This is a genomic window from Cytobacillus kochii (assembly GCF_020171845.1).
GTDB classification, from domain to species: Bacteria; Bacillota; Bacilli; order Bacillales; family Cytobacillaceae; genus Cytobacillus; species Cytobacillus kochii.
Map to the genome: position 1 here is coordinate 42,857 of NZ_JAIVAM010000009.1, position 18,549 is coordinate 61,405.

The following is an 18,549-nucleotide window of genomic DNA, read 5'->3' on the forward strand; positions in this document are numbered from 1 at the left end:
GATGTATATTGTAACAAATACTGTTCACCTTCAACCAGGAAATGCTGATATGTTTGTTGAGAGATTTAATCGAGAAGGTAAGGTAGAAACGATGCCGGGCTTCGTTGGTTTAGAAGTGATGTTAACGGAAAATACGAAAGACTATGAAGAAATAACTATTGTTACAAGATGGGAAGATACAACAGGCTTTAAAGGCTGGATGAAAAGTCGAGAATTTAAAGATGCCCATGCCCATAGAGGCGGAATCCCTGAATTTATTATTAAAAACAAAACCACCTATTATCAAGTAAAGTTACGTCGCAAGCCAAGAATAGAGACAGAAAGCTCTGTCGGGTAATTGTACTTGGTTACTTACAAACAGAGTGTAAAGACATCCTATTTGGGGATGTCTTTTTTTGAATGTTGGAATAATCAATAGAGTATAGACAATAAGCGTTTAAATTCAATATATATGTCTTCATTAGGGGAAACAATCGTTGGCTTATGGACCTTCCTTTTAACAAGGGTCTAATGCTTGATGTAGCTACTCTGAATTCAGGTCCCATTTAACTATAATAAGGGGATTTCTTGGACAAACAATTTCATTTAAGATATGCGTCTTGATTATCCTATGTATCAGAAAATGTTTAAAAGTCAAGTCTTGAAAAAGAACGTATGTTCCCTTAAGTTTGTATCTAAAGAACTTATAAATGAACTATTCTTTTGAAAGTAGGTAGGTATACAGTGAAGCTTGACACACCCAAGATCCCTGAAGATCTAACTGAAAAGAGATTTACAGATATTTTTTACGAAGAAGATCCGGAATTTGAAATGTGTATGGTTACCGATTCAGAATTTGCCAACGAAGTACTTGATCGAGTGAGACTATATAAAACAGTGATTAGGAATTGTAATTTCACAAATACGGATTTTAGGCGAATTGATCTTACTGATGTACGCTTTGAGAATTGTGATTTATCCAATGCTAATCTGGGTAATGCCTCCATGAATCGAGTTGAGTTTCTTAATTGTAAGTTACTTGGCAGCAGCTTAACAGAGTCTTATATCGGTAATACAAGATTTATGGAATCAATTCTTAATATGGTTACGTTCGGTGACTCAAAACTTGAAAAGGTGATTTTTGATAATGCTACGTTAAAAAACGCTGACCTTTTTGCCTGTAAGCTTAAAAAAGTAGAATTTCTGTCATGCAACCTTAATGGCGCAAACTTTGATGAGACACCATTAAAAGGAATTGATATTAGCTCATCCGATTTTGATTCTTTAACTGTTTCAATAGACAACTTAAGAGGGTGTATAGTATCAACGTCTCAAGCGATACAATTCGCTTCGTTATTAGGACTAAAAATCCGACAGTAATGTCCCCTTTAACTTCGTAATTTGATTTTAATGGCACAAAATGTCTTATGAAAGCTTTATTTATCATAAAAGGCAAACAAATTTTGATGATATTTATGCAAAGTTTCTTTTTGCCAACATGTAGTAATATTTTAAATGAGAGGTTGAAATAGATGTCAAATTATCAAGTCATTGATTTAGAAAGTTTTCCAAGAAGAAATTATTATGAGTATTTTATGGCGACAGACACAACCTTTGAAATGACAGTAAAAATTGATGTTTCGCGAGCAGTTGAAAAATGCAAAGACGAATCTATAAGTTTTTATGCTTACTCCATTTTTAATTTGACTAAATCGGTTAACAAGATTCCGAATTTGAGGTATGCCCACAAAAATCAGCAATTAGTAGAATGGCAAGAATTAGTGCCAACGTTTACGAACTTTAATCAAGAAACAGAGTTATTTTATAGTTTATGGTTGGAAGAATTAACAGATTATAAATCAGTTGACTGTGAGTACAAAAAGCTTATAAAAGACTATGCAAACACAACAGATATCGCACCAATGGAAGAGGTCCCACCAAATGTGGTAAACATTTCATCAATTCCTTGGATGCATTTTGAACATTTTTCATCTCACGCAGGAGCTATTAAAAATAATTTAACACCAATGATTACTATTGGAAGGTATGAAAAGGTAGGTTCACAGTTGCTACTGCCGGTGAATATTAAGGTTCATCATGCAACAGTAGATGGTTATCATGTATCGCTTTTTTTTGATATACTGCAACGTGAAATGAACCGTTAACTTTTAGCGCTCTCACTATAATCGTTTTTTGAAAATGTTTCTAAGAATAGAAACTTTAAAATATTCATTTTTGTTAGCTTGATGGCTATGGGGGAGAATCGCATAAAAACTTCAAGAAAACGATAGAGGCCCAATTATGGGAGATGACCATTAGAAAATCACCAAACTTTTTTATGAAAATTAAACAACGATCAATATTTCACAAAGAAAATTGAAGTAGAACTTGAGGAAGCAAATACTCTTTTAGAGATGAGTGACATTATAATAGTTGAAAGGATATAAAAAAGAGAAGGTCTGTTAATCTTATCTTTTTTGTTACTTTTATTCTGGATGTATTTTTACTAAGACCTTACTGTACTGATACACTCCGTGATTTACTTTGGAATAGTAAATTTAGTCAAACAATCACCTTTGAATATCTATATAAGCTAATTGGACATGAGTTAGATCAATAAAAATATTAGATGTTGATTGTGGCTTTAGGCATTTTAGGGGGCTATTAACAAAAAGAAGATTTATTATACAATCTACCGGATTAGATATCATTATGAATTTTATTAGAATCTCTAGATGAAATATCCGAATAGACATTTTATCTACAATCCAGGGAAGATGTATGACATATAGCACCTCCTAAAATAATTTTACGCAGCCAACATCTACAACACATTTGCCACTATTGAGACTATGCCAACAACAAGAATCTTGAGTAGAAGGTATTTTATCTTTACCTACTGTAATGATAGATACTGGTGAAGTAGAGTTTCGAAAAAAACAAGAATACTCGTTAGAACCAAAATGATAAAACCTAGACTTCCAAAAAACCACTTCAAATAAATCCTCCCCTAATATTGTTTTTTAATTGACGACCAAATTCGTATTTCGTTATAGCCAACGACACTTCTTTGTAACTCTTTCGTAGTTTCTAGAAATTAAAATAGAATGAGTAGATTTAAGGAGGAAAAAAAACATGAAAAAATTATGCAATTTATTGGCAATTAGTTTATTATGAGTATGTAAGGTATTTGACCCTGTACCAAAAGAATCAGTGCTAGCAGATGGTCAAAGTGTTAGTGGCTCATACGGCAGGAGAACTATACCTTATATGTGCCATCATCTTATGAAGGGAGTGATTAAGTTCCGTTAATGGTGATGTTGCATGACTGCACGCAAGCTGTTAGTCAATTTGCGACATGTTAAAAATGAATGCGCTTTCATAAGGGGGTTTTCTCGTTTTATCCTAATAAAAGTGCTTCTGCTAATAATAATAATTATTGGAATTGGTTTGAAGAGAGATGGCTGGCCTAGTATCTTTACAGGAAAGATATGCGCCAATATTTTGCGAGTTATAACAAAGTCTATAGGGTTATCAACTGGGGAAGGGATGCTATTTTAGAGGCAACTGATCCAGAAGTGTTTTGTTGGTACGGGTTTAGAGTATAAAGCAGTGAAGAATACCGGTAATTGCAATCACTTCGAACAAAACAGAGTGGAGAGCGGTTTTTAACCAAATGAAACAGAAAAAATCAGTGCCTGGCGGTTAAACTTACAAGGTTGAAAAATATAAGACTACTGAAAATAAGGTTCTTATGCTGAAGGTAACTATTCAAAAGTTTTTGTAGGGAGCTCGTTGCTGATGGGGGAGGGGGGAGTAACAATAAAAGTGGTTGACAAGTGGATGTATAAAGGCACGTATCGAGGCATCCTTTCATTTGATACAACGAGTATACAAGAAGATTACCACATAGCGAAAAACCGGGTGTACCTTAAGCTATGATAGAGGGGTGTCCCATAGCTTATTTTAGATTTAAAAGTAGCGATATTAGATTAGTGCCATGAATTAATATACAACAGTTACGGCGTCTAATATAGTACAAGCTACTATCCAACAAGATTCCTACGTAGAGTCTATTATTCAGAGCCGGTATTAACTGTAGATGATTACTACAGAAAAAGTACAATTTCGCTTAAAAACGAACACAACTGCAGGACTCAATGCAAACGATGTAGAATTGTATGTTGGGAAAAGGGTATTCATTAGCTGATTATTTTTATCCAATAGTGGTAGTAATATACTCTTAATTAATTGAAAATTTATAATAATTAATTATATATTAGTGTAGTTCCAATTTCATGGAATTCATTCTATTTTTTAGTGTCAGATAACATAAATTTTTGGAAAATAATAAAAAGTTCTTGTCTCCTTAGTATTATATGTATATAATTTAATGAACCAAAGCACAAAAGCGTAAAAGCGATAAAGTAAAGGGGATGAATGAATAGTGAAAAAGAAAAATATGTGGAAAACATTATCGACAGCTGGATTATTAAGTGCATTAATATTGGCAGGGTGCGGAAACTCTGAAGAAACAACGAATGAAGCAAGTGGAGAAAGCGGTGAGAAAAGCTATCAAGTCGGTATTACGCAAATCGCTGAACATCCAAGTTTAGATGCAGCATCTGTTGGCTTTCAACAAGCATTGAAGGATGAGGGATTAGAAGTAGAATTTGATACACAAATTGCCCAAGGGGATCAAAATAATAATCAATCGATTGCGAACAACTTTGTAAGTGATCAGGTGGACTTAATCTTTGCCAACTCTACACCAAGTGCACTAGGTGCATTAAATGCAACAAAGGATATCCCAATTGTGTTTACTTCAGTAACAGATGCGGTTGGGGGTGGACTTGTTGATTCCATGGAAGCACCTGGCGGAAATATTACAGGCACATTAGATAATCACCCGGACGCTATACCGAACACAGTAGAATTCATAGACAAATATTTTGATATAGAAACAATTGGTGTTGTTTATAATTCCGGTGAAGCCAACTCTGTATCGCAAATTGAGACAGTGAAAGAAGTAATAGAAGGAACGGGATTGAAATTAGCTGAAGCAACTGTTTCAACATCAGCTGAAGTAAAACAAGCCACAGAATCATTAGTTGGTAAAGCAGATGTCCTTTATATCATTACAGATAATACAGTAGTTACAGCTCTAGAGTCAGTCGTTCAAGTGGCAACAGATAAGAAAATTCCACTTTTTGTTGGGGAATTAGATTCTGTCGCTCGTGGCGGATTTGCTGCATACGGGTTTGATTATAATGATATCGGTTATGAAGCAGGTGTGATGGCAGCAGAAATATTAAAAGGTGAGAAAGAAGCAGGCGAAATGGATGTACAATATCCACAAAATCTAAAGCTTGTTATAAATAAAGAAGCGGCTGAAGCAATGGGTGTTGAACTAAACCCTGAATGGGAAGAATCTGCGGAATTTATTGAATAATTGACAGGTATCTTATTCAGCACGACAGATGAAAGGGAGAGAGCATAATGCCTTCAGCAATATTTGGCTCCATTGAAGCAGGTGCAATGTATGCATTAATGGCGTTAGGTGTATATTTATCTTTTAGAGTATTAGATTTTCCTGATTTAACTGTTGATGGTAGTTTTGTGACTGGTGGAGCAGTTGCTGCCGTTTTAATTGTAGGAGGAACGAATCCATTTTTAGCAACAATTTTAGCTTTCGTTGCCGGTTTTCTAGCTGGTAGCGTGACAGGGTTACTTCACACAAAAGGAAAGATCAATCCTTTATTATCAGGGATTATCATGATGATTGCTTTGTACTCTATTAATCTACGCATTATGGGTAAGTCGAATATCCCACTATTATCAGAGGAAACCGTCATTACAAAACTAACTGATTTTTGGCAAGGATTAGGTTTAGATAATGCCTTAGCTTTCATTGGCTTTGTGCCAAAAACATGGGCAATCTTAATTCTTATGCTTATATTGGCTCTTTTTGTCAAAGTAATGATTGATTGGTTCTTGAAAACTGATATTGGTCTGGCCATTCGAGCAACAGGTAATAATGAAACGATGATTCGTAGCTTTTCAGCGAATACAGATACATTAAAAATATTAGGTCTAGGGCTATCTAACGGTTTGGTAGCTTTATCAGGTGGCTTAGTGGCACAATACAATGGTTTCAGTGATGTCGGCATGGGTATAGGCATGATTGTTATTGGGCTAGCTTCTGTTATTATCGGCGAAGCGATTTTTGGTGCAAAAACAATTTTTCGAGCAACGTTAGCTGTTATCGGTGGGGCGATTCTGTATCGTATTATTGTTACATTAGCGCTACGCGTGGAGTTCTTAGAAACGGGAGATATGAAATTAATTACGGCATTGATTGTCGTCTTCGCGCTTGTCCTACCGAAGATTCTTGAGAAGCAAAAAGAGAGACAACGAAAGAAAAAACGAATGCTTCAAGCAGGAATGGAATAAGTAGAAGAGAGGGGTGACGACATGCTTGAATTAAATCAGATTCATAAAATCTTCAATGAAGGCACACCAGATGAGAAGATTGCACTAACACAGATGAATCTCGATCTTCATCAAGGCGATTTTATGACGGTCATTGGTAGTAATGGGGCAGGAAAATCGACTTTAATGAACATTATCTCAGGGAAGTTAATACCGGATGTCGGTCAAGTAATTATTGATAGAAAAAATGTATCGAATGTAAAGGAAAATAAACGGGCACGTCTAATAGGGCGCGTATTCCAAGATCCAATGGCAGGGACTGCACCTGCAATGACGATTGAAGAGAACTTAGCTATTGCCTACACAAGAACGAGATCACGCGGCTTGCATATAGGCGTTTCGAAAAAAAGAAAAGCGTTTTTTCAAGAAAAATTAGAGATGCTTCATTTAGGTTTGGAAAACAGACTGCAAGCAAAAGTAGGTTTATTATCAGGTGGTGAGAGGCAGGCATTGTCTCTTTTAATGGCAACCTTCACTGAACCTAAAATCCTTTTATTGGATGAGCATACGGCTGCATTAGATCCATCCCGGGCAGAATTGATTACGAATTTAACGAAAGAAATTGTTGGTAAATTCCAATTAACGACATTAATGGTAACTCATAATATGCAGCAAGCGATTGACCTAGGAAACCGGTTAATTATGATGGATAAAGGCCAGATTATTTTCTCTGCGGATGAGAAGCAAAAATCGCAGCTTACGGTTGAAAAATTATTAAATGAGTTTCAACAAATTCGTGGTGAAAAAATGAACAGTGACCGTGCAATACTTGCATAAATGAAGATTTTAGTGTGAGAAAGAGTCCGTTAATGGGCTCTTTTTTTGTGGTGCGGGAGTTGATTTTTATGTTTCTTCAATAGAATGTTAATAAATACGATACCAGGGTGGCTTCTATTTAATGATTTTGACTTGGTGAAGAAATGGTTGATCAAATCTTGTAATGAAGCATAATCTAAGATAGCAATTTCTTCATAAAACCGTACACCCTTGATCTTCTAATGGACAATATTCATAAACGGTGATACTGTCACAACTTATTGGTGCAAGTGGACTTTCTAGTTGGCGAATGACTAGTAGGAGAAGCGTAAACATAGAAATAGCCACCTGATAAAAGGTGACTATGCAAATTACCTCACAACCTAATTCTTTACCAATAATTTCATGAATTTTCTTTTACCTACTGAAACAATCATATTATGGCTAATCGTAGTCGTTTCCATTTCAGTGGTAATTTTTTTACCATTTATTTTAATTGCGCCACCAGCAATCATTCTTTTTGCCTCGGATTTTGAAGGTAGTAAGCCTGTATTCACTAACAATTGCACAATGGTGATAGAAGTTGGGCCAGACCATATCATTGTCGGCAGATCTTCAGGTAATTCTCCTTTTTGGAAAATCGTAATAAATTGTTGTTCTGCTTTTTCAGCTGCTTCTTCATCATGGTTCATTTGTACAATTAGCTTTGCTAATTGCATTTTTACATCACGTGGATGGAGGGTTTGCTTATCTAGCCCTTCTTCTATCTCAGTTATTTCTTCAGGTGTAAGAGGTGTAATAAGTGTAAAATACTTCTCCATGAGTTCATCCGGAATGGACATTGCTTTCCCGTACATTTCGTTTGCTGGTTCATTAATACCGATATAATTATTCTTAGATTTTGACATTTTCTCAACGCCATCTAATCCTTCAAGTAGTGGCATCAGCAGTGCAATTTGCTTAGGTTTTCCAAATTTCTCTTGAAAGTGCCTACCCATAAGGACATTAAAGTGCTGATCGGTGCCCCCTAACTCAATATCACATTCAAGCACAACAGAATCGTATCCTTGCATGACTGGGTAGAAGAATTCGTGTAAAGAAATCGGCTTCCCGAAGGCAATTCTTTCTTCAAAGTCATCACGTTCCATTAAACGGGCAATGGTAATTTTACCAGCTAATTGAATGACATCATCAAACTTAAGTTGAGAGAGCCATGTTGAATTATAATGTAATTCAACTTTTTCCATATCGAGTACTTTACCAAATTGCTCAAAATAAGTTTGGGCGTTATGCTTCACTTCTTCATCGGTTAACGGCTTTCTAGCGATGGACTTACCTGTTGGATCACCAATCTTACCAGTAAAATCCCCAATTAATAATTGAATCGTATGACCATTATCTTGGAATTGCTTTAACTTCTTTAAAACAACCGTATGACCTAAATGAACGTCAGGAGCTGAAGGGTCTAAGCCAAGTTTTATCTTTAAAGGTTTATTTAATAAAATAGATTTTGCTAACTTTTCTTCTAATTCTTCAGTGGGTATTATTTCTTGCACACCTTGTTTGTATAACTTTAATTGTCTCTGTAACTCTTTTAATTGCTGTTCTGATAATTTTTCTTTCACAATTATTCACATCCTTAATAAATAATAAAAATCCACATCCCTAATAAAAGGGACGTGGATTTCACGCGTTACCACCCTAATTGAGAAGTATAATACTTCTCCACCTCAACATTTAACGAACGTAGCCGTTCATTGCAAGTAGCAATGAAAGTTCAAGAAGTTGTAATTCGCTTCATCCTTTATACCGACTCTCAGTCATTTGTCGGCTCTCTGTGATAGGGAGGAGGTTGCTACTAAGACTTCTATCATCACTTTTTCTTTATTAAAATTTATTGTCTTTAATGAGCCGGTAAAGGGTTGCAGCTAATTGCTTTTGATCGTCCGTTTTTAACCCATTAACAATGGAGATTTCTCCCTCATGAAATTCGGGATAAAGCTCTTCAATGACTTCTTTACCCTTAGGGGTAATCACAACAAAGGTATTTCGGCGATCTCTTGGGTCGGTTTCCCTTCTGCAAAATGACTTATTCTCTAATGTACGCATAATATTGCTGATTGTTGCTTTTGATACACCTGCAGAAAGGGCAAGCTCTTTTGTTTCCATTTTTCCATATATCCATAAATCATAAAGAATCGAAAAGGAAGTCCAAGAGATTTTATGCTTGGCTAACACTTCTTGCTCTAGCTTATTTTTAATGCCTTGGCCAATGCGATATAGGCTAGTGACTACGGCTATTGCATTTGGCTCTATCGTTGTTTTTTTACTTATCTTTTGAATGACCGTTGACTCTTCAGGATGCAAATAGCCATCTTCGTCTAATTGATGAATAGGATCACTCCTCTATTATTTTCAGAATCATTAGCTATGAAATGATTCTACAAAAAAAGAAACAGAATTGCAACCCTTAAACTTAAGGGTAATACAAAACTGTTTGATAAATAATCATATCTTCCCCAATATTGCGATACGTATGAGCCTTGTTGGCGGAGAAACGGATGGAATTACCTGGTTGAATGGTATATTGTTGTTCATTAATTTCAAGTTGTAGTGTACCAGTAATCACCGTTACATACTCTTCAACACCTTCATTATGTTTTTCTGATAGATGTTCATAACCTGTCTCAATCTCGACAGTAAAAATTTCAAACTTTTTCCTTGGGTCAAATGGGAAGACCGGATATACGCGATATTTCCCACTATACTCCATAATGGGACTGATATCATGGCGATTAACCACATGAATAGGAGACTGCTGTTCCTGAATTAAAGATGAGAAGGAAACTTGTAATCCTGTGGCAATCTTCCATAATGTTGTCACAGTTGGGTTGGATTCACCACGTTCTATTTGTCCAAGCATCGCTTTACTTACATTAGTTAAGTTGGCTGTAGTATCTAGACTTAAACCTCGTGCTTTACGTAGATTTTTTAAGTTAACGCCGATATTTTTTTGAATATTATCCATAATTCCTCCGAAAATGATTGTTTAATATAACGTACAAATGTATAATATATTGTACAAATAACTAATCAGTTTATTTATTCAATATTATACTATTTTTGGGGATGAAGGGTAGGGAGAAATCTTGGCGGAGCTATTGTTACAAACAAGAGAAGTACCATTTCGAAAAGGGTTGCAGGCTGGTGTAAGTATTGCGATTGGTTATGCCCCCGTTGCACTTACTTTTGGCTTATTAGCAAAGACAGCAGGTTTATCTTTTATAGAGACCGTACTTATGAGTATGGTTGTTTTTGCAGGTGCATCACAATATATGGCACTTAGCTTAATTAGTTTAGGAACGAGTACTTTTGAAATTATTTTTACAACTTTTATTGTTAATATTCGCCATTTTCTGATGAGTACAGCGCTTAATGAAAAAGCAGAAGATGACAAACTAATGAAAAAGGCCCTCTATTCATTCGGCATTACAGATGAATCTTTTTCAGTTATTGCTACAAAAGACGGTGTGCAAAAAACTGGCTTTATTTTAGGTGTGAATATCATTGGGTATATGAGCTGGGTTACTTTTACGGCCCTTGGATACGTCGTTGGTGCAAACTTGCCACAAGTGTTACAAGAAAGCATGACAGTTGCGTTATATGCGATGTTTATTGGTCTACTTGTCCCTTCGATGAAAGGGAGTGCTAAGGTTGTTTACCTTGCTGCTATTGCTGCCGGATTAAACACTATTTTTACCTTTACAGGTGCACTTTCAACAGGATGGTCAATTGTTATAGCAACTTTAATTTCTTCCGTTCTTGTTGAGGTTATAGAAGGAATGAAGAGAGGGGATCGGCAAAATGAGCAATGAAGTACTTTGGTTAATTATTGGCATGGGTCTTGTTACATATCTTCCAAGGGTTGCCCCATTTTTACTTTTTAAAGGAAAGGAACTGCCTATATTTGTGCAATCTGTTTTAAAAAATGTTCCTTATGCGACACTAGGTGCTCTTATTTTTCCTGGGGTTTTGCTTATTGGAGAAAGCATCTGGTACGGCTTACTTGGTGCGGCGATTGCGTTTATCGTTGCTTATATTGGCGCGAATGTAGTCTTTGTTGTCCTTAGTGCTATTATCGTTTTGTCAGGTTACTCCTTATTCATCAGTTAGTTATTTCTTTCCTCCTTTTTGCAGTTCTAAATATGGAAAAGTATACTAAACTAAGTATGAAGGGTTGTACTTTTTTTCATTGAGATTAAAGGAGGGAACAAATTGGCAAGAAAAATTGGTCTTTATGGCATTCTTGGCTACTTTTTATATGGTTTATTCTTTTATTGGTATTTATTCCATTTTGCAAATACAGATTTACCGTTCGAGTATCAAGGTACAGTTGCTGATCCTGCCACTTTTTTAAATGGTAGAGAACTTGTATTAACTGAGGAATATTCGAAAATACGTAATTTACTATTTTTCTTGTCTACACCATTTGAATGGATATTTTATTTATCAATTCTTTTATTGGGCTTATCTGGTGCCTTTAAAAAATGGGCTGAGCAATCTTCTAAATTCAAATTTGTGCAAACGTCTATTTATGTTGCTTGGTTGTCACTTTTCGCCTTTATTGCTACGACACCACTCAGCTATATCAGTTATCATTTTTCAAAGCAGTACAATATTTCTACTCAAAGTTTTGCTAGCTGGATGAAAGATGAACTTATAGACTTTTGGGTGAACTTTGGCATGATGGTGCTTATCGTTTATGTATTATATCTGCTTATTAATAAAAGCAGGAAGCGGTGGTGGCTATATGCTTGGATGTTAACCGTTCCTTTTTCATTGTTTTTAATGTTCCTTCAACCAGTGGTCATTGATCCGTTGTATAATGATTTCTATCCTTTAAAGAATAAGGAATTAGAGAGTAAAATATTGACGCTTGCTCATGAAGCAAACATCCCAGCTGACCATGTGTTTGAAGTCGATATGGCGGAGAAAACGAATGCTTTGAACGCTTATGTGACTGGTATTGGATCAAATTCCCGGATTGTTCTCTGGGATACAACTTTAAATAGATTAGATGATGACGGTATTTTATTTATTATGGCACATGAAATGGCGCACTATGTTGAGAAGCATATATATATTGGCATAGGCGGATATTTATTATTATCTTTAGTTGGATTGTATTTAACTTATCGCATAATGGAGTGGGCGGTAACGAAGTATGGAGAAGCTTTGAAGATTCCAGCAGTAAATGATATCCGTTCCTTCCCATTATTTCTTATGATTATTTCCATGCTTCTGTTTATTTCTAGTCCGTTGTCCAATTTGGTTTCACGTTATCAAGAAACAAGAGCGGATCATTATGCAGTTGAATTAACAAAAGATCCAGAAGCGGGGATTGAAACTTTTCAAGAGCTTACCAAAGCTGGTCTTAGTCAAGTGAATCCACCATTACTTGTGAAGGTATTTCGCTATGGACATCCGACAATGTTGGATCGAATCATTGAATTAGAAGAATATCAAATAAAACATCGAGACGATGAATAGATAAAAAGAGGTACCATTTTATGCACACAGCCTTTTGCATTTGCAACAGGGGGTGTGTATATTTTTTTTCCTTTTTTCCCCTTCTTTACCTCGTAGTTATAATTTCAAAAATAAAAAATCCCCCATTGGTGGTGGAGGATAATAGGTTACGAGCCATATTCTTTTTGCAGTTGAATATATTCATTTGATAGTGTAATGAACATTTTTTTATTTTTGCAGTCTAATGCTTCATCTAATTTCACTTTTACAGCTTGCAGTTTTCTGTTTAGGATAGCGTCGCTAATGACCATGTCGACATATAAGTCTAAAACAAATGCTTCTTTTTTTCTTTTGCGTTTCATGGCGCTTGCTTTCATTAATTCGGTGTATGATTTTTCTTTCATAAAAATCACCCCAATGGCTTTTTATTAGTATATGTAAAGAATTGTATTTATTCAACTTATTTTTGAATTTTTAAAAAATTAAATATATTATTTTCAAATAAATTGTCAATTTAATAGGAAAAAAGACTGGTTATCATCTTCCCTTTCTGGTAAAATAGAGCTAATTTTAAAAATATTTAGTTTATTTTTCAAAAAAAGTAAAGGGGTGTACCGTTTTATGGCTGAGAAGGAAACGATGATTGAAGAGTATGAAATTAATACAGAAACTATGATGATTTTGCCAATTGAATATGGTAGTAAGATTTATTCTCATATTTATGAAATCGAAGGTGAAGCGGTTTCGCCTTTTAAACCGCTTGAAATTATTAAGAAAAGTTGTCGCTTCTTTGGTGCTAGCTATGAAGGTAGAAAAGAGGGGACAAGACAACTGACAGGTATTACACATAAAGCACCTATTACAATTGATCCCACTAATCTCATTTATTTTTTTCCAACAGCTTCTGCTACAAACCCCAACTGTATATGGATATCTAATGAGCATGTACTCCATTATCGTCCGCATGAGGGAGGACAAACAGAAGTAACTTTTAGAAATAGGCGTACGCATATTATCCCTGTTTCACATAACATATTTCAAAATCAAATTCTAAGAACCGTTCTGTTAAAAGATACGTTATCGAGCAGAATTGAAGAAACGGAACGAAAATCGCTTTACTTTCTAAAAAGAAAAAAAGCAGAGAAAGTTTCAGAAAACATTAACTTCCTTCGCAGATTATGATGGATATTATTTGCTAATTGGCGATGAAGTATAACGTTTGAATAAATAAAACTCCAGTAATTCATGGACTTTATTTCGTATACGAGGGTTAAAATAATTATGTTGCTCTTCATATCCTTTATAAAGAAACATGAACATTGTAAATGCTTCATCGCGCTTAATTTCTTGTACACTCAACTTTTCTTTATTCATATAGTGCTTCACGCTTCTTAATTCCTTCTGGATTACCCTCATTGTTTCATCAACTAAATTCACATAAGGTTGCTTCAACTTAAACGGACTTGCATCAATCACTTTTAAATCCCTATTAAGTATCGTAAGCACCATTGGCAAATAAATCGCTTGTTCCATAATATTCCGGTCTCGCTCAGGAATTCTTGTCATCGTAAATACTTCTCCTTTTTTTAGTATAGAACACTTGTTCTTATTATATTCTACTCTCATTAAAATATTCATGCAACTGTATCCATTTTTTGTTATTTGATTTTTAGCTTGAAAGAGAGGTATGAATTGCTCACAATAAAAGTGGATAAATAAAGGGGAATATTACTTACGTCACGAATAAAAGTGAGAAGAACCTATAGAGGAGTGAAGAGGATGAATGCAAAAAAACGAATCAAGCCGGAGGATCAATATCAACTAAAGTCGGTATCTGATCCACAATTAAGTAAGAATGGCTATGATTGTGTTTATATAGAAACGACCATGTGTGAAGAAGAAAATACATATAGCTCTCATTTGTTTTACATAAATACAAATCAACCTGCAGAAACGCAACAATTAACATACGGAAAAGGGAGAAACTTGGCACCAAGATGGTCACCAGATGGGTCACAAATCGCATTTGTTTCTAATCGTAATCATGAGGTAAATCAAATATTTATGTTATCAATGAACGGAGGCGAAGCAAAACAACTGACAAATGAACCGAATGGTGCGACCAATCCTATATGGTCACCGGATGGTAAAAGAATCGCTTTTCAATCAACTGTAGAGAAAGAGAACCTTCCAGAAAAAAACAAGGATAAACCAGAGCCGGTTGAAATAGAAAGGATGAAATATAAGTCTGACGCCAAAGGTTTATGGTCTGGTGATTATCAACATATTGGAGTAATTGATATTGCTTCAGGAGAGCGTGAATGGCTTACAACAGGAGAGCAGGATTATTATCTCCAATGTTGGTCTCCGGACAATCAATCTATTGCATTATTAGCCGATTTGGCAACAGATAAAGATCATTCTTTCAATAATGATGTATACATATTAGATGTTGAAAGTAAGCAGATGGAGAATATGACAAAAGGAGTTGCCAGCTTCTCTCATGTATCATGGTCCCCTGATGGCAAATGCTTGGGGCTAATTGGGTCGAAGTCGACCTATAGGAATGCTTCTTTGTCTAGGATATGGACATTAGATGTATCCACGGGAGAATTGACTTGTTTAACAGAAGAATGGGATGTACAAGTCGGTGATTATGTTGTTGCTGACTTCCATCAGTCTGCAAATGCTTCACAGTTTTTATGGGCTGAGGATAGCTCGAGCTTCTATTTTCTAGCATCTGACCATGGCAATACAGTACTGTATTTTGGCACAGTTGAAGGAGCGATGTATCCGGCATTATTAGAAGAAAGGCATCATATTTATGGTGTTTCTACAGGAGGCACGATAGATAAAGCGATAGTAGCGATTAGCACACCTACTAATCCGGGAGATTTATACTTGTTGAACGTGACTAGTGGAGAAAAAACAAGACTGACAAATATTAATCAAGCTTTCTTTGAGGAGACGGCTGTTGCTGATGCAGAGGTCCTTCAATATCAATCGATAGATGGATGGGAATTACAAGGTTGGTTAATAAAGCCGATAAATCACGAGACAGGAGAGAAGTATCCTCTTATTGTAGAGATTCATGGTGGTCCACACATGATGTATGCCAATACATATGTCCATGAGTTTCAAGTGTTAGCCGCAGAGGGATATGCGGTGTTATATACAAATCCACGGGGCAGTCATGGATATGGACAAGCTTTTGTAGATGCTGTAAGAGGAGATTATGGTGGCAAAGATTATGAAGATATCATGACTGCTGTCGATTATGTTCTCGAATATGATGAGGGAATTGACCGTGAGAGGTTAGGGGTAACAGGCGGTAGCTACGGTGGCTTTATGACAAATTGGATTGTCGGACATACAAATCGTTTTAAGGCAGCTGTTACTCAGCGCTCCATATCTAATTGGATTAGCTTTTATGGTGTAAGTGATATCGGCTATTATTTCACTGACTGGCAAATAAAAAGCCAGTTAAAGGATATAGAAAAATTATGGAAACATTCACCATTAGCATTTGTGGAGCAAGTAGAAACCCCACTATTAATTTTACATAGTGAAAATGATTTAAGATGCCCGATTGAACAAGCAGAGCAATTTTACATTGCATTAAAACACCATAACAAACAAGCGAAGTTTATTCGTTTTCCACAAGCTAATCACGAACTCTCTAGAAGTGGGCACCCCAACTTAAGAATGAAGAGACTTCATTATATAAAAAATTGGTTTAATGAATATGTTTAAAGATGCTTACCCCGGAAGTGTGATCACTTTCGGGGTATTTGGTAATATTTCGTAAGTGAAACTTTTTTCATGCTGTATCAGTCATATATAAAGGGACGAAAATATCTTTAAAAAGATGTAAAGATAATGAAGAAATGATTTAGAAAAAAGGCTGCAACGTGTATAATTCTAGTATATCTTTTAAAAGAGTTACTGTTCTGTTTATTCCAAAAGTAACAGTATCGGGATAATCTGATATAATTTACAAAAAGAAAGAAAAGAATAATAGGATGAAAGGATACATTTAAAATGAGAGCTGAAAGACATCAAGGAAAGAAGAAAAAGCGGAAATTTGGCAAAATAATAAGAAATTTATTTATCATATTCTTGCTTGTTGTTGTTGCAGTAGTAGGATATTCTTACTACCAATTTAAACAAGGTCTACAAACTTCTAAAGCAGATAATGATTCAAGTGTACCAGAGCAAGTATACGAATTTAATGGTGAAAAAGATCAATACGGTGGAACGAATATTTTACTCTTAGGTAGTGACTCAAGAGGAGAAGAAAATGCACGTGCAGATACAATTATGGTTGCACATTATCAACCTGATTCAGGCACTTATAAAATGATTTCTTTTATGCGCGATATGTATGTCGATATTCCAGGACATGGTCAAAATCGTATTAATGCTGCACTTGCTTATGGAGGACCAGAATTATTAAGGCAAACGATTAAAGAGAACTTTAACATCGACTCGCAATATTATGCGATTCTTGATTTTGAGGGGTTTGAAAAGGTCATTGATGTGGCTTTTCCAAACGGTGTAGAAATCAATGTGGAGAAAGAGATGTCTCAGAAAATCGGTGTAACATTAAAGCCGGGATTACAGAAATTGGATGGCGAACACCTTTTAGGATATGTCAGATTCAGAAATGACGCGGTTGGCGATTTCGGTCGAGTTGAAAGACAACAAAACGCGATTAAAGCAGTAATGAATCAATTTACTAGTTTAAATACGATAGCTAAACTACCTAAACTAGTAGGAGTTGTTACACCTTACGTCAATACCAATATGAAAACAAGTGACATCTTATATATGGGAAAAGATGTTTTAATGAATGGAAGCCCGCAAGTAGAGTCATTAAGAATTCCAGCAGATGGCACTTACCAAAATGTTAGAATTAGTGGAATGGCTGTTTTACAGGTTGATTTAGAAGCAAACAAACAAGAGTTACAACAATTTTTAACTAACTAAAAGAAGAATATCTATGTTTTTTCGAGCGAGAGAAGGAGAGTATGGATGGATTTAGAGAGTATCAGACAGTGGCTTACACTAGAAAATATATTAGCTCTAATTGAAGAATATCGTTCATTTGGCCCTCTTCCAGGAATTCTACTACCTTTAATAGAGGCATTTTTACCTTTTCTCCCGCTTTTTTTATTCGTGATGGCTAATGCGAATGCGTTCGGATTATGGGGCGGATTTTTATATTCTTGGATTGGCTCAGTTGCAGGAGCTTTGCTCGTTTTTTTTATCATTAGAAAATATGGCCAAGCGCGATTCTTAAGTGTAATTAAAAACCATGATAAAGTAAAAAAATTAATGGCATGGGTTGAAAAGCATGGTTTTGCACCGTTATTTTTATTACTATGCTTCCCTTTTACACCATCTGCTATTGTAAATATTGTGGCTGGCTTATCGAGAATAAGTATTGCCCAATACGCATTGGCAGTCATAGCAGGAAAAATGGTAATGATTTTTACAATGAGTTTCGTCGGGCATGATATTGCATCACTGATTACAAAACCGACGAGAACGGCCATCGTCATCCTCATCATTGCTATTCTTTGGTATGTAGGTAAAAGAATAGAAATTAAATTAAATACAAGTGTAGAAAAACCGAAAAAATAGATAGGTTAGAGGAAAGCCCGGCAGATGTTTGCTGGGTTTTTTTATTTTTGAATAAGAACAGAAAAATAATAGAGCACATGCATCGATCATTCAACAAAGTTAAGGACCAAGTAGAATTCCCTGTATTTACTTTAAACTCAAAAAGGA

General features: G+C 35.4%; 19 protein-coding genes and 1 other annotated feature. Of the genes, 13 read left to right on the forward strand and 6 right to left on the reverse strand.

The window, feature by feature from the left end:
* Window position 1 precedes the first annotated feature (1 nt).
* From isdG to LCM23_RS14990, 6 genes are all read left to right on the forward strand, one after another.
* Window positions 2–337, forward strand: a complete 336-nt coding sequence (isdG, locus tag LCM23_RS14965; protein ID WP_224937687.1) for a heme oxygenase — start codon at window positions 2–4, stop codon at window positions 335–337.
* A 386-nt stretch (window positions 338–723) separates the two neighbouring features.
* Window positions 724–1,359: a pentapeptide repeat-containing protein gene (locus LCM23_RS14970; RefSeq protein ID WP_224937688.1), complete on the forward strand. Its 636-nt coding sequence runs from the start codon at window positions 724–726 to the stop codon at window positions 1,357–1,359.
* Between the two features lie 152 nt (window positions 1,360–1,511).
* Window positions 1,512–2,144 carry a CatA-like O-acetyltransferase gene (locus tag LCM23_RS14975; RefSeq protein WP_224937689.1) on the forward strand — a complete coding sequence of 211 codons (633 nt, stop codon included), beginning with the start codon at window positions 1,512–1,514 and terminating at the stop codon, window positions 2,142–2,144.
* A 2,297-nt stretch (window positions 2,145–4,441) separates the two neighbouring features.
* Window positions 4,442–5,431 carry an ABC transporter substrate-binding protein gene (locus LCM23_RS14980; protein WP_224937902.1) on the forward strand — a complete coding sequence of 330 codons (990 nt, stop codon included), beginning with the start codon at window positions 4,442–4,444 and terminating at the stop codon, window positions 5,429–5,431.
* Window positions 5,432–5,478: 47 nt separating this feature from the next.
* Entirely contained in the window at window positions 5,479–6,432 is a 954-nt protein-coding gene (locus LCM23_RS14985; protein WP_224937690.1) for an ABC transporter permease, read from the forward strand.
* A gap of 21 nt (window positions 6,433–6,453) precedes the next feature.
* Window positions 6,454–7,248: an ABC transporter ATP-binding protein gene (locus LCM23_RS14990; RefSeq protein ID WP_224937691.1), complete on the forward strand. Its 795-nt coding sequence runs from the start codon at window positions 6,454–6,456 to the stop codon at window positions 7,246–7,248.
* 192 nt (window positions 7,249–7,440) lie between these two features.
* Here the strand turns inward: LCM23_RS14990 and LCM23_RS25935 are convergent, their stop codons facing one another.
* From LCM23_RS25935 to LCM23_RS15005, 4 genes are all read right to left on the reverse strand, one after another.
* The gene (locus LCM23_RS25935; protein WP_263624268.1) at window positions 7,441–7,563 is read right to left on the reverse strand and encodes a hypothetical protein; all 123 of its coding nucleotides are present in this window, start codon (window positions 7,561–7,563) and stop codon (window positions 7,441–7,443) included.
* Window positions 7,564–7,610: 47 nt separating this feature from the next.
* Entirely contained in the window at window positions 7,611–8,852 is a 1,242-nt protein-coding gene (gene tyrS / locus LCM23_RS14995) for a tyrosine--tRNA ligase (protein WP_373370896.1), read from the reverse strand.
* A 45-nt stretch (window positions 8,853–8,897) separates the two neighbouring features.
* Window positions 8,898–9,110: a binding site (T-box leader), on the reverse strand.
* Window positions 9,111–9,114: 4 nt separating this feature from the next.
* Complete coding sequence (locus tag LCM23_RS15000) at window positions 9,115–9,594, reverse strand: MarR family winged helix-turn-helix transcriptional regulator (RefSeq protein ID WP_224937692.1); 480 nt, start codon at window positions 9,592–9,594, stop codon at window positions 9,115–9,117.
* Window positions 9,595–9,703: 109 nt separating this feature from the next.
* Entirely contained in the window at window positions 9,704–10,255 is a 552-nt protein-coding gene (locus LCM23_RS15005; protein WP_224937693.1) for a helix-turn-helix domain-containing protein, read from the reverse strand.
* A gap of 121 nt (window positions 10,256–10,376) precedes the next feature.
* Between LCM23_RS15005 and LCM23_RS15010 the strand changes: the two genes are divergently transcribed.
* The 3 genes from LCM23_RS15010 to LCM23_RS15020 all read left to right on the forward strand — a co-directional run bounded on the left by LCM23_RS15010 (window position 10,377) and on the right by LCM23_RS15020 (window position 12,777).
* The gene (locus LCM23_RS15010) at window positions 10,377–11,102 is read left to right on the forward strand and encodes an AzlC family ABC transporter permease (RefSeq protein ID WP_224937694.1); all 726 of its coding nucleotides are present in this window, start codon (window positions 10,377–10,379) and stop codon (window positions 11,100–11,102) included.
* Window positions 11,092–11,400, forward strand: coding sequence for an AzlD domain-containing protein (locus LCM23_RS15015; protein ID WP_095369864.1), 309 nt, complete (start codon window positions 11,092–11,094; stop codon window positions 11,398–11,400). The genes LCM23_RS15010 and LCM23_RS15015 overlap by 11 nt, the downstream gene beginning before the upstream one ends.
* Before the next feature lie 102 nt (window positions 11,401–11,502).
* Window positions 11,503–12,777, forward strand: a complete 1,275-nt coding sequence (locus tag LCM23_RS15020; protein WP_224937695.1) for a M48 family metallopeptidase — start codon at window positions 11,503–11,505, stop codon at window positions 12,775–12,777.
* Between the two features lie 146 nt (window positions 12,778–12,923).
* Here LCM23_RS15020 and LCM23_RS15025 read toward each other — a convergent pair whose 3' ends face one another.
* The gene (locus LCM23_RS15025) at window positions 12,924–13,160 is read right to left on the reverse strand and encodes an IDEAL domain-containing protein (RefSeq protein WP_224937696.1); all 237 of its coding nucleotides are present in this window, start codon (window positions 13,158–13,160) and stop codon (window positions 12,924–12,926) included.
* Window positions 13,161–13,377: 217 nt separating this feature from the next.
* Here LCM23_RS15025 and LCM23_RS15030 point away from each other — a divergent pair, with 217 nt between their 5' ends.
* Window positions 13,378–13,938: a competence protein ComK gene (locus LCM23_RS15030; RefSeq protein ID WP_095369861.1), complete on the forward strand. Its 561-nt coding sequence runs from the start codon at window positions 13,378–13,380 to the stop codon at window positions 13,936–13,938.
* 6 nt (window positions 13,939–13,944) lie between these two features.
* Here the strand turns inward: LCM23_RS15030 and LCM23_RS15035 are convergent, their stop codons facing one another.
* Complete coding sequence (locus LCM23_RS15035) at window positions 13,945–14,322, reverse strand: hypothetical protein (protein WP_224937697.1); 378 nt, start codon at window positions 14,320–14,322, stop codon at window positions 13,945–13,947.
* Window positions 14,323–14,535: 213 nt separating this feature from the next.
* Here LCM23_RS15035 and LCM23_RS15040 point away from each other — a divergent pair, with 213 nt between their 5' ends.
* From LCM23_RS15040 to LCM23_RS15050, 3 genes are all read left to right on the forward strand, one after another.
* Window positions 14,536–16,509 (forward strand): S9 family peptidase, encoded by a 1,974-nt coding sequence (locus LCM23_RS15040; protein ID WP_224937698.1) that lies wholly within the window; start codon window positions 14,536–14,538, stop codon window positions 16,507–16,509.
* Window positions 16,510–16,797: 288 nt separating this feature from the next.
* The gene (locus LCM23_RS15045) at window positions 16,798–17,745 is read left to right on the forward strand and encodes an LCP family protein (RefSeq protein WP_224937699.1); all 948 of its coding nucleotides are present in this window, start codon (window positions 16,798–16,800) and stop codon (window positions 17,743–17,745) included.
* A gap of 45 nt (window positions 17,746–17,790) precedes the next feature.
* Window positions 17,791–18,402 carry a TVP38/TMEM64 family protein gene (locus LCM23_RS15050; protein WP_224937700.1) on the forward strand — a complete coding sequence of 204 codons (612 nt, stop codon included), beginning with the start codon at window positions 17,791–17,793 and terminating at the stop codon, window positions 18,400–18,402.
* Window positions 18,403–18,549: the final 147 nt, after the last annotated feature.

Bases quoted from the DNA above. Each gene is read 5' to 3' on its own strand.
- isdG (WP_224937687.1), top strand. From the start codon at position 2: ATGTATATTGTAACAAATACTGTTCACCTTCAACCAGGAAATGCTGAT.
- LCM23_RS14975 (WP_224937689.1), top strand. From the start codon at position 1,512: ATGTCAAATTATCAAGTCATTGATTTAGAAAGTTTTCCAAGAAGAAAT.
- LCM23_RS14980 (WP_224937902.1), top strand. From the start codon at position 4,442: ATGTGGAAAACATTATCGACAGCTGGATTATTAAGTGCATTAATATTG.
- LCM23_RS14985 (WP_224937690.1), top strand. From the start codon at position 5,479: ATGCCTTCAGCAATATTTGGCTCCATTGAAGCAGGTGCAATGTATGCA.
- LCM23_RS14990 (WP_224937691.1), top strand. From the start codon at position 6,454: ATGCTTGAATTAAATCAGATTCATAAAATCTTCAATGAAGGCACACCA.
- LCM23_RS25935 (WP_263624268.1), bottom strand. From the start codon at position 7,563: ATGTTTACGCTTCTCCTACTAGTCATTCGCCAACTAGAAAGTCCACTT.
- LCM23_RS15005 (WP_224937693.1), bottom strand. From the start codon at position 10,255: ATGGATAATATTCAAAAAAATATCGGCGTTAACTTAAAAAATCTACGT.
- LCM23_RS15015 (WP_095369864.1), top strand. From the start codon at position 11,092: ATGAGCAATGAAGTACTTTGGTTAATTATTGGCATGGGTCTTGTTACA.
- LCM23_RS15025 (WP_224937696.1), bottom strand. From the start codon at position 13,160: ATGAAAGAAAAATCATACACCGAATTAATGAAAGCAAGCGCCATGAAA.
- LCM23_RS15030 (WP_095369861.1), top strand. From the start codon at position 13,378: ATGGCTGAGAAGGAAACGATGATTGAAGAGTATGAAATTAATACAGAA.
- LCM23_RS15035 (WP_224937697.1), bottom strand. From the start codon at position 14,322: ATGACAAGAATTCCTGAGCGAGACCGGAATATTATGGAACAAGCGATT.
- LCM23_RS15040 (WP_224937698.1), top strand. From the start codon at position 14,536: ATGAATGCAAAAAAACGAATCAAGCCGGAGGATCAATATCAACTAAAG.
- LCM23_RS15045 (WP_224937699.1), top strand. From the start codon at position 16,798: ATGAGAGCTGAAAGACATCAAGGAAAGAAGAAAAAGCGGAAATTTGGC.
- LCM23_RS15050 (WP_224937700.1), top strand. From the start codon at position 17,791: ATGGATTTAGAGAGTATCAGACAGTGGCTTACACTAGAAAATATATTA.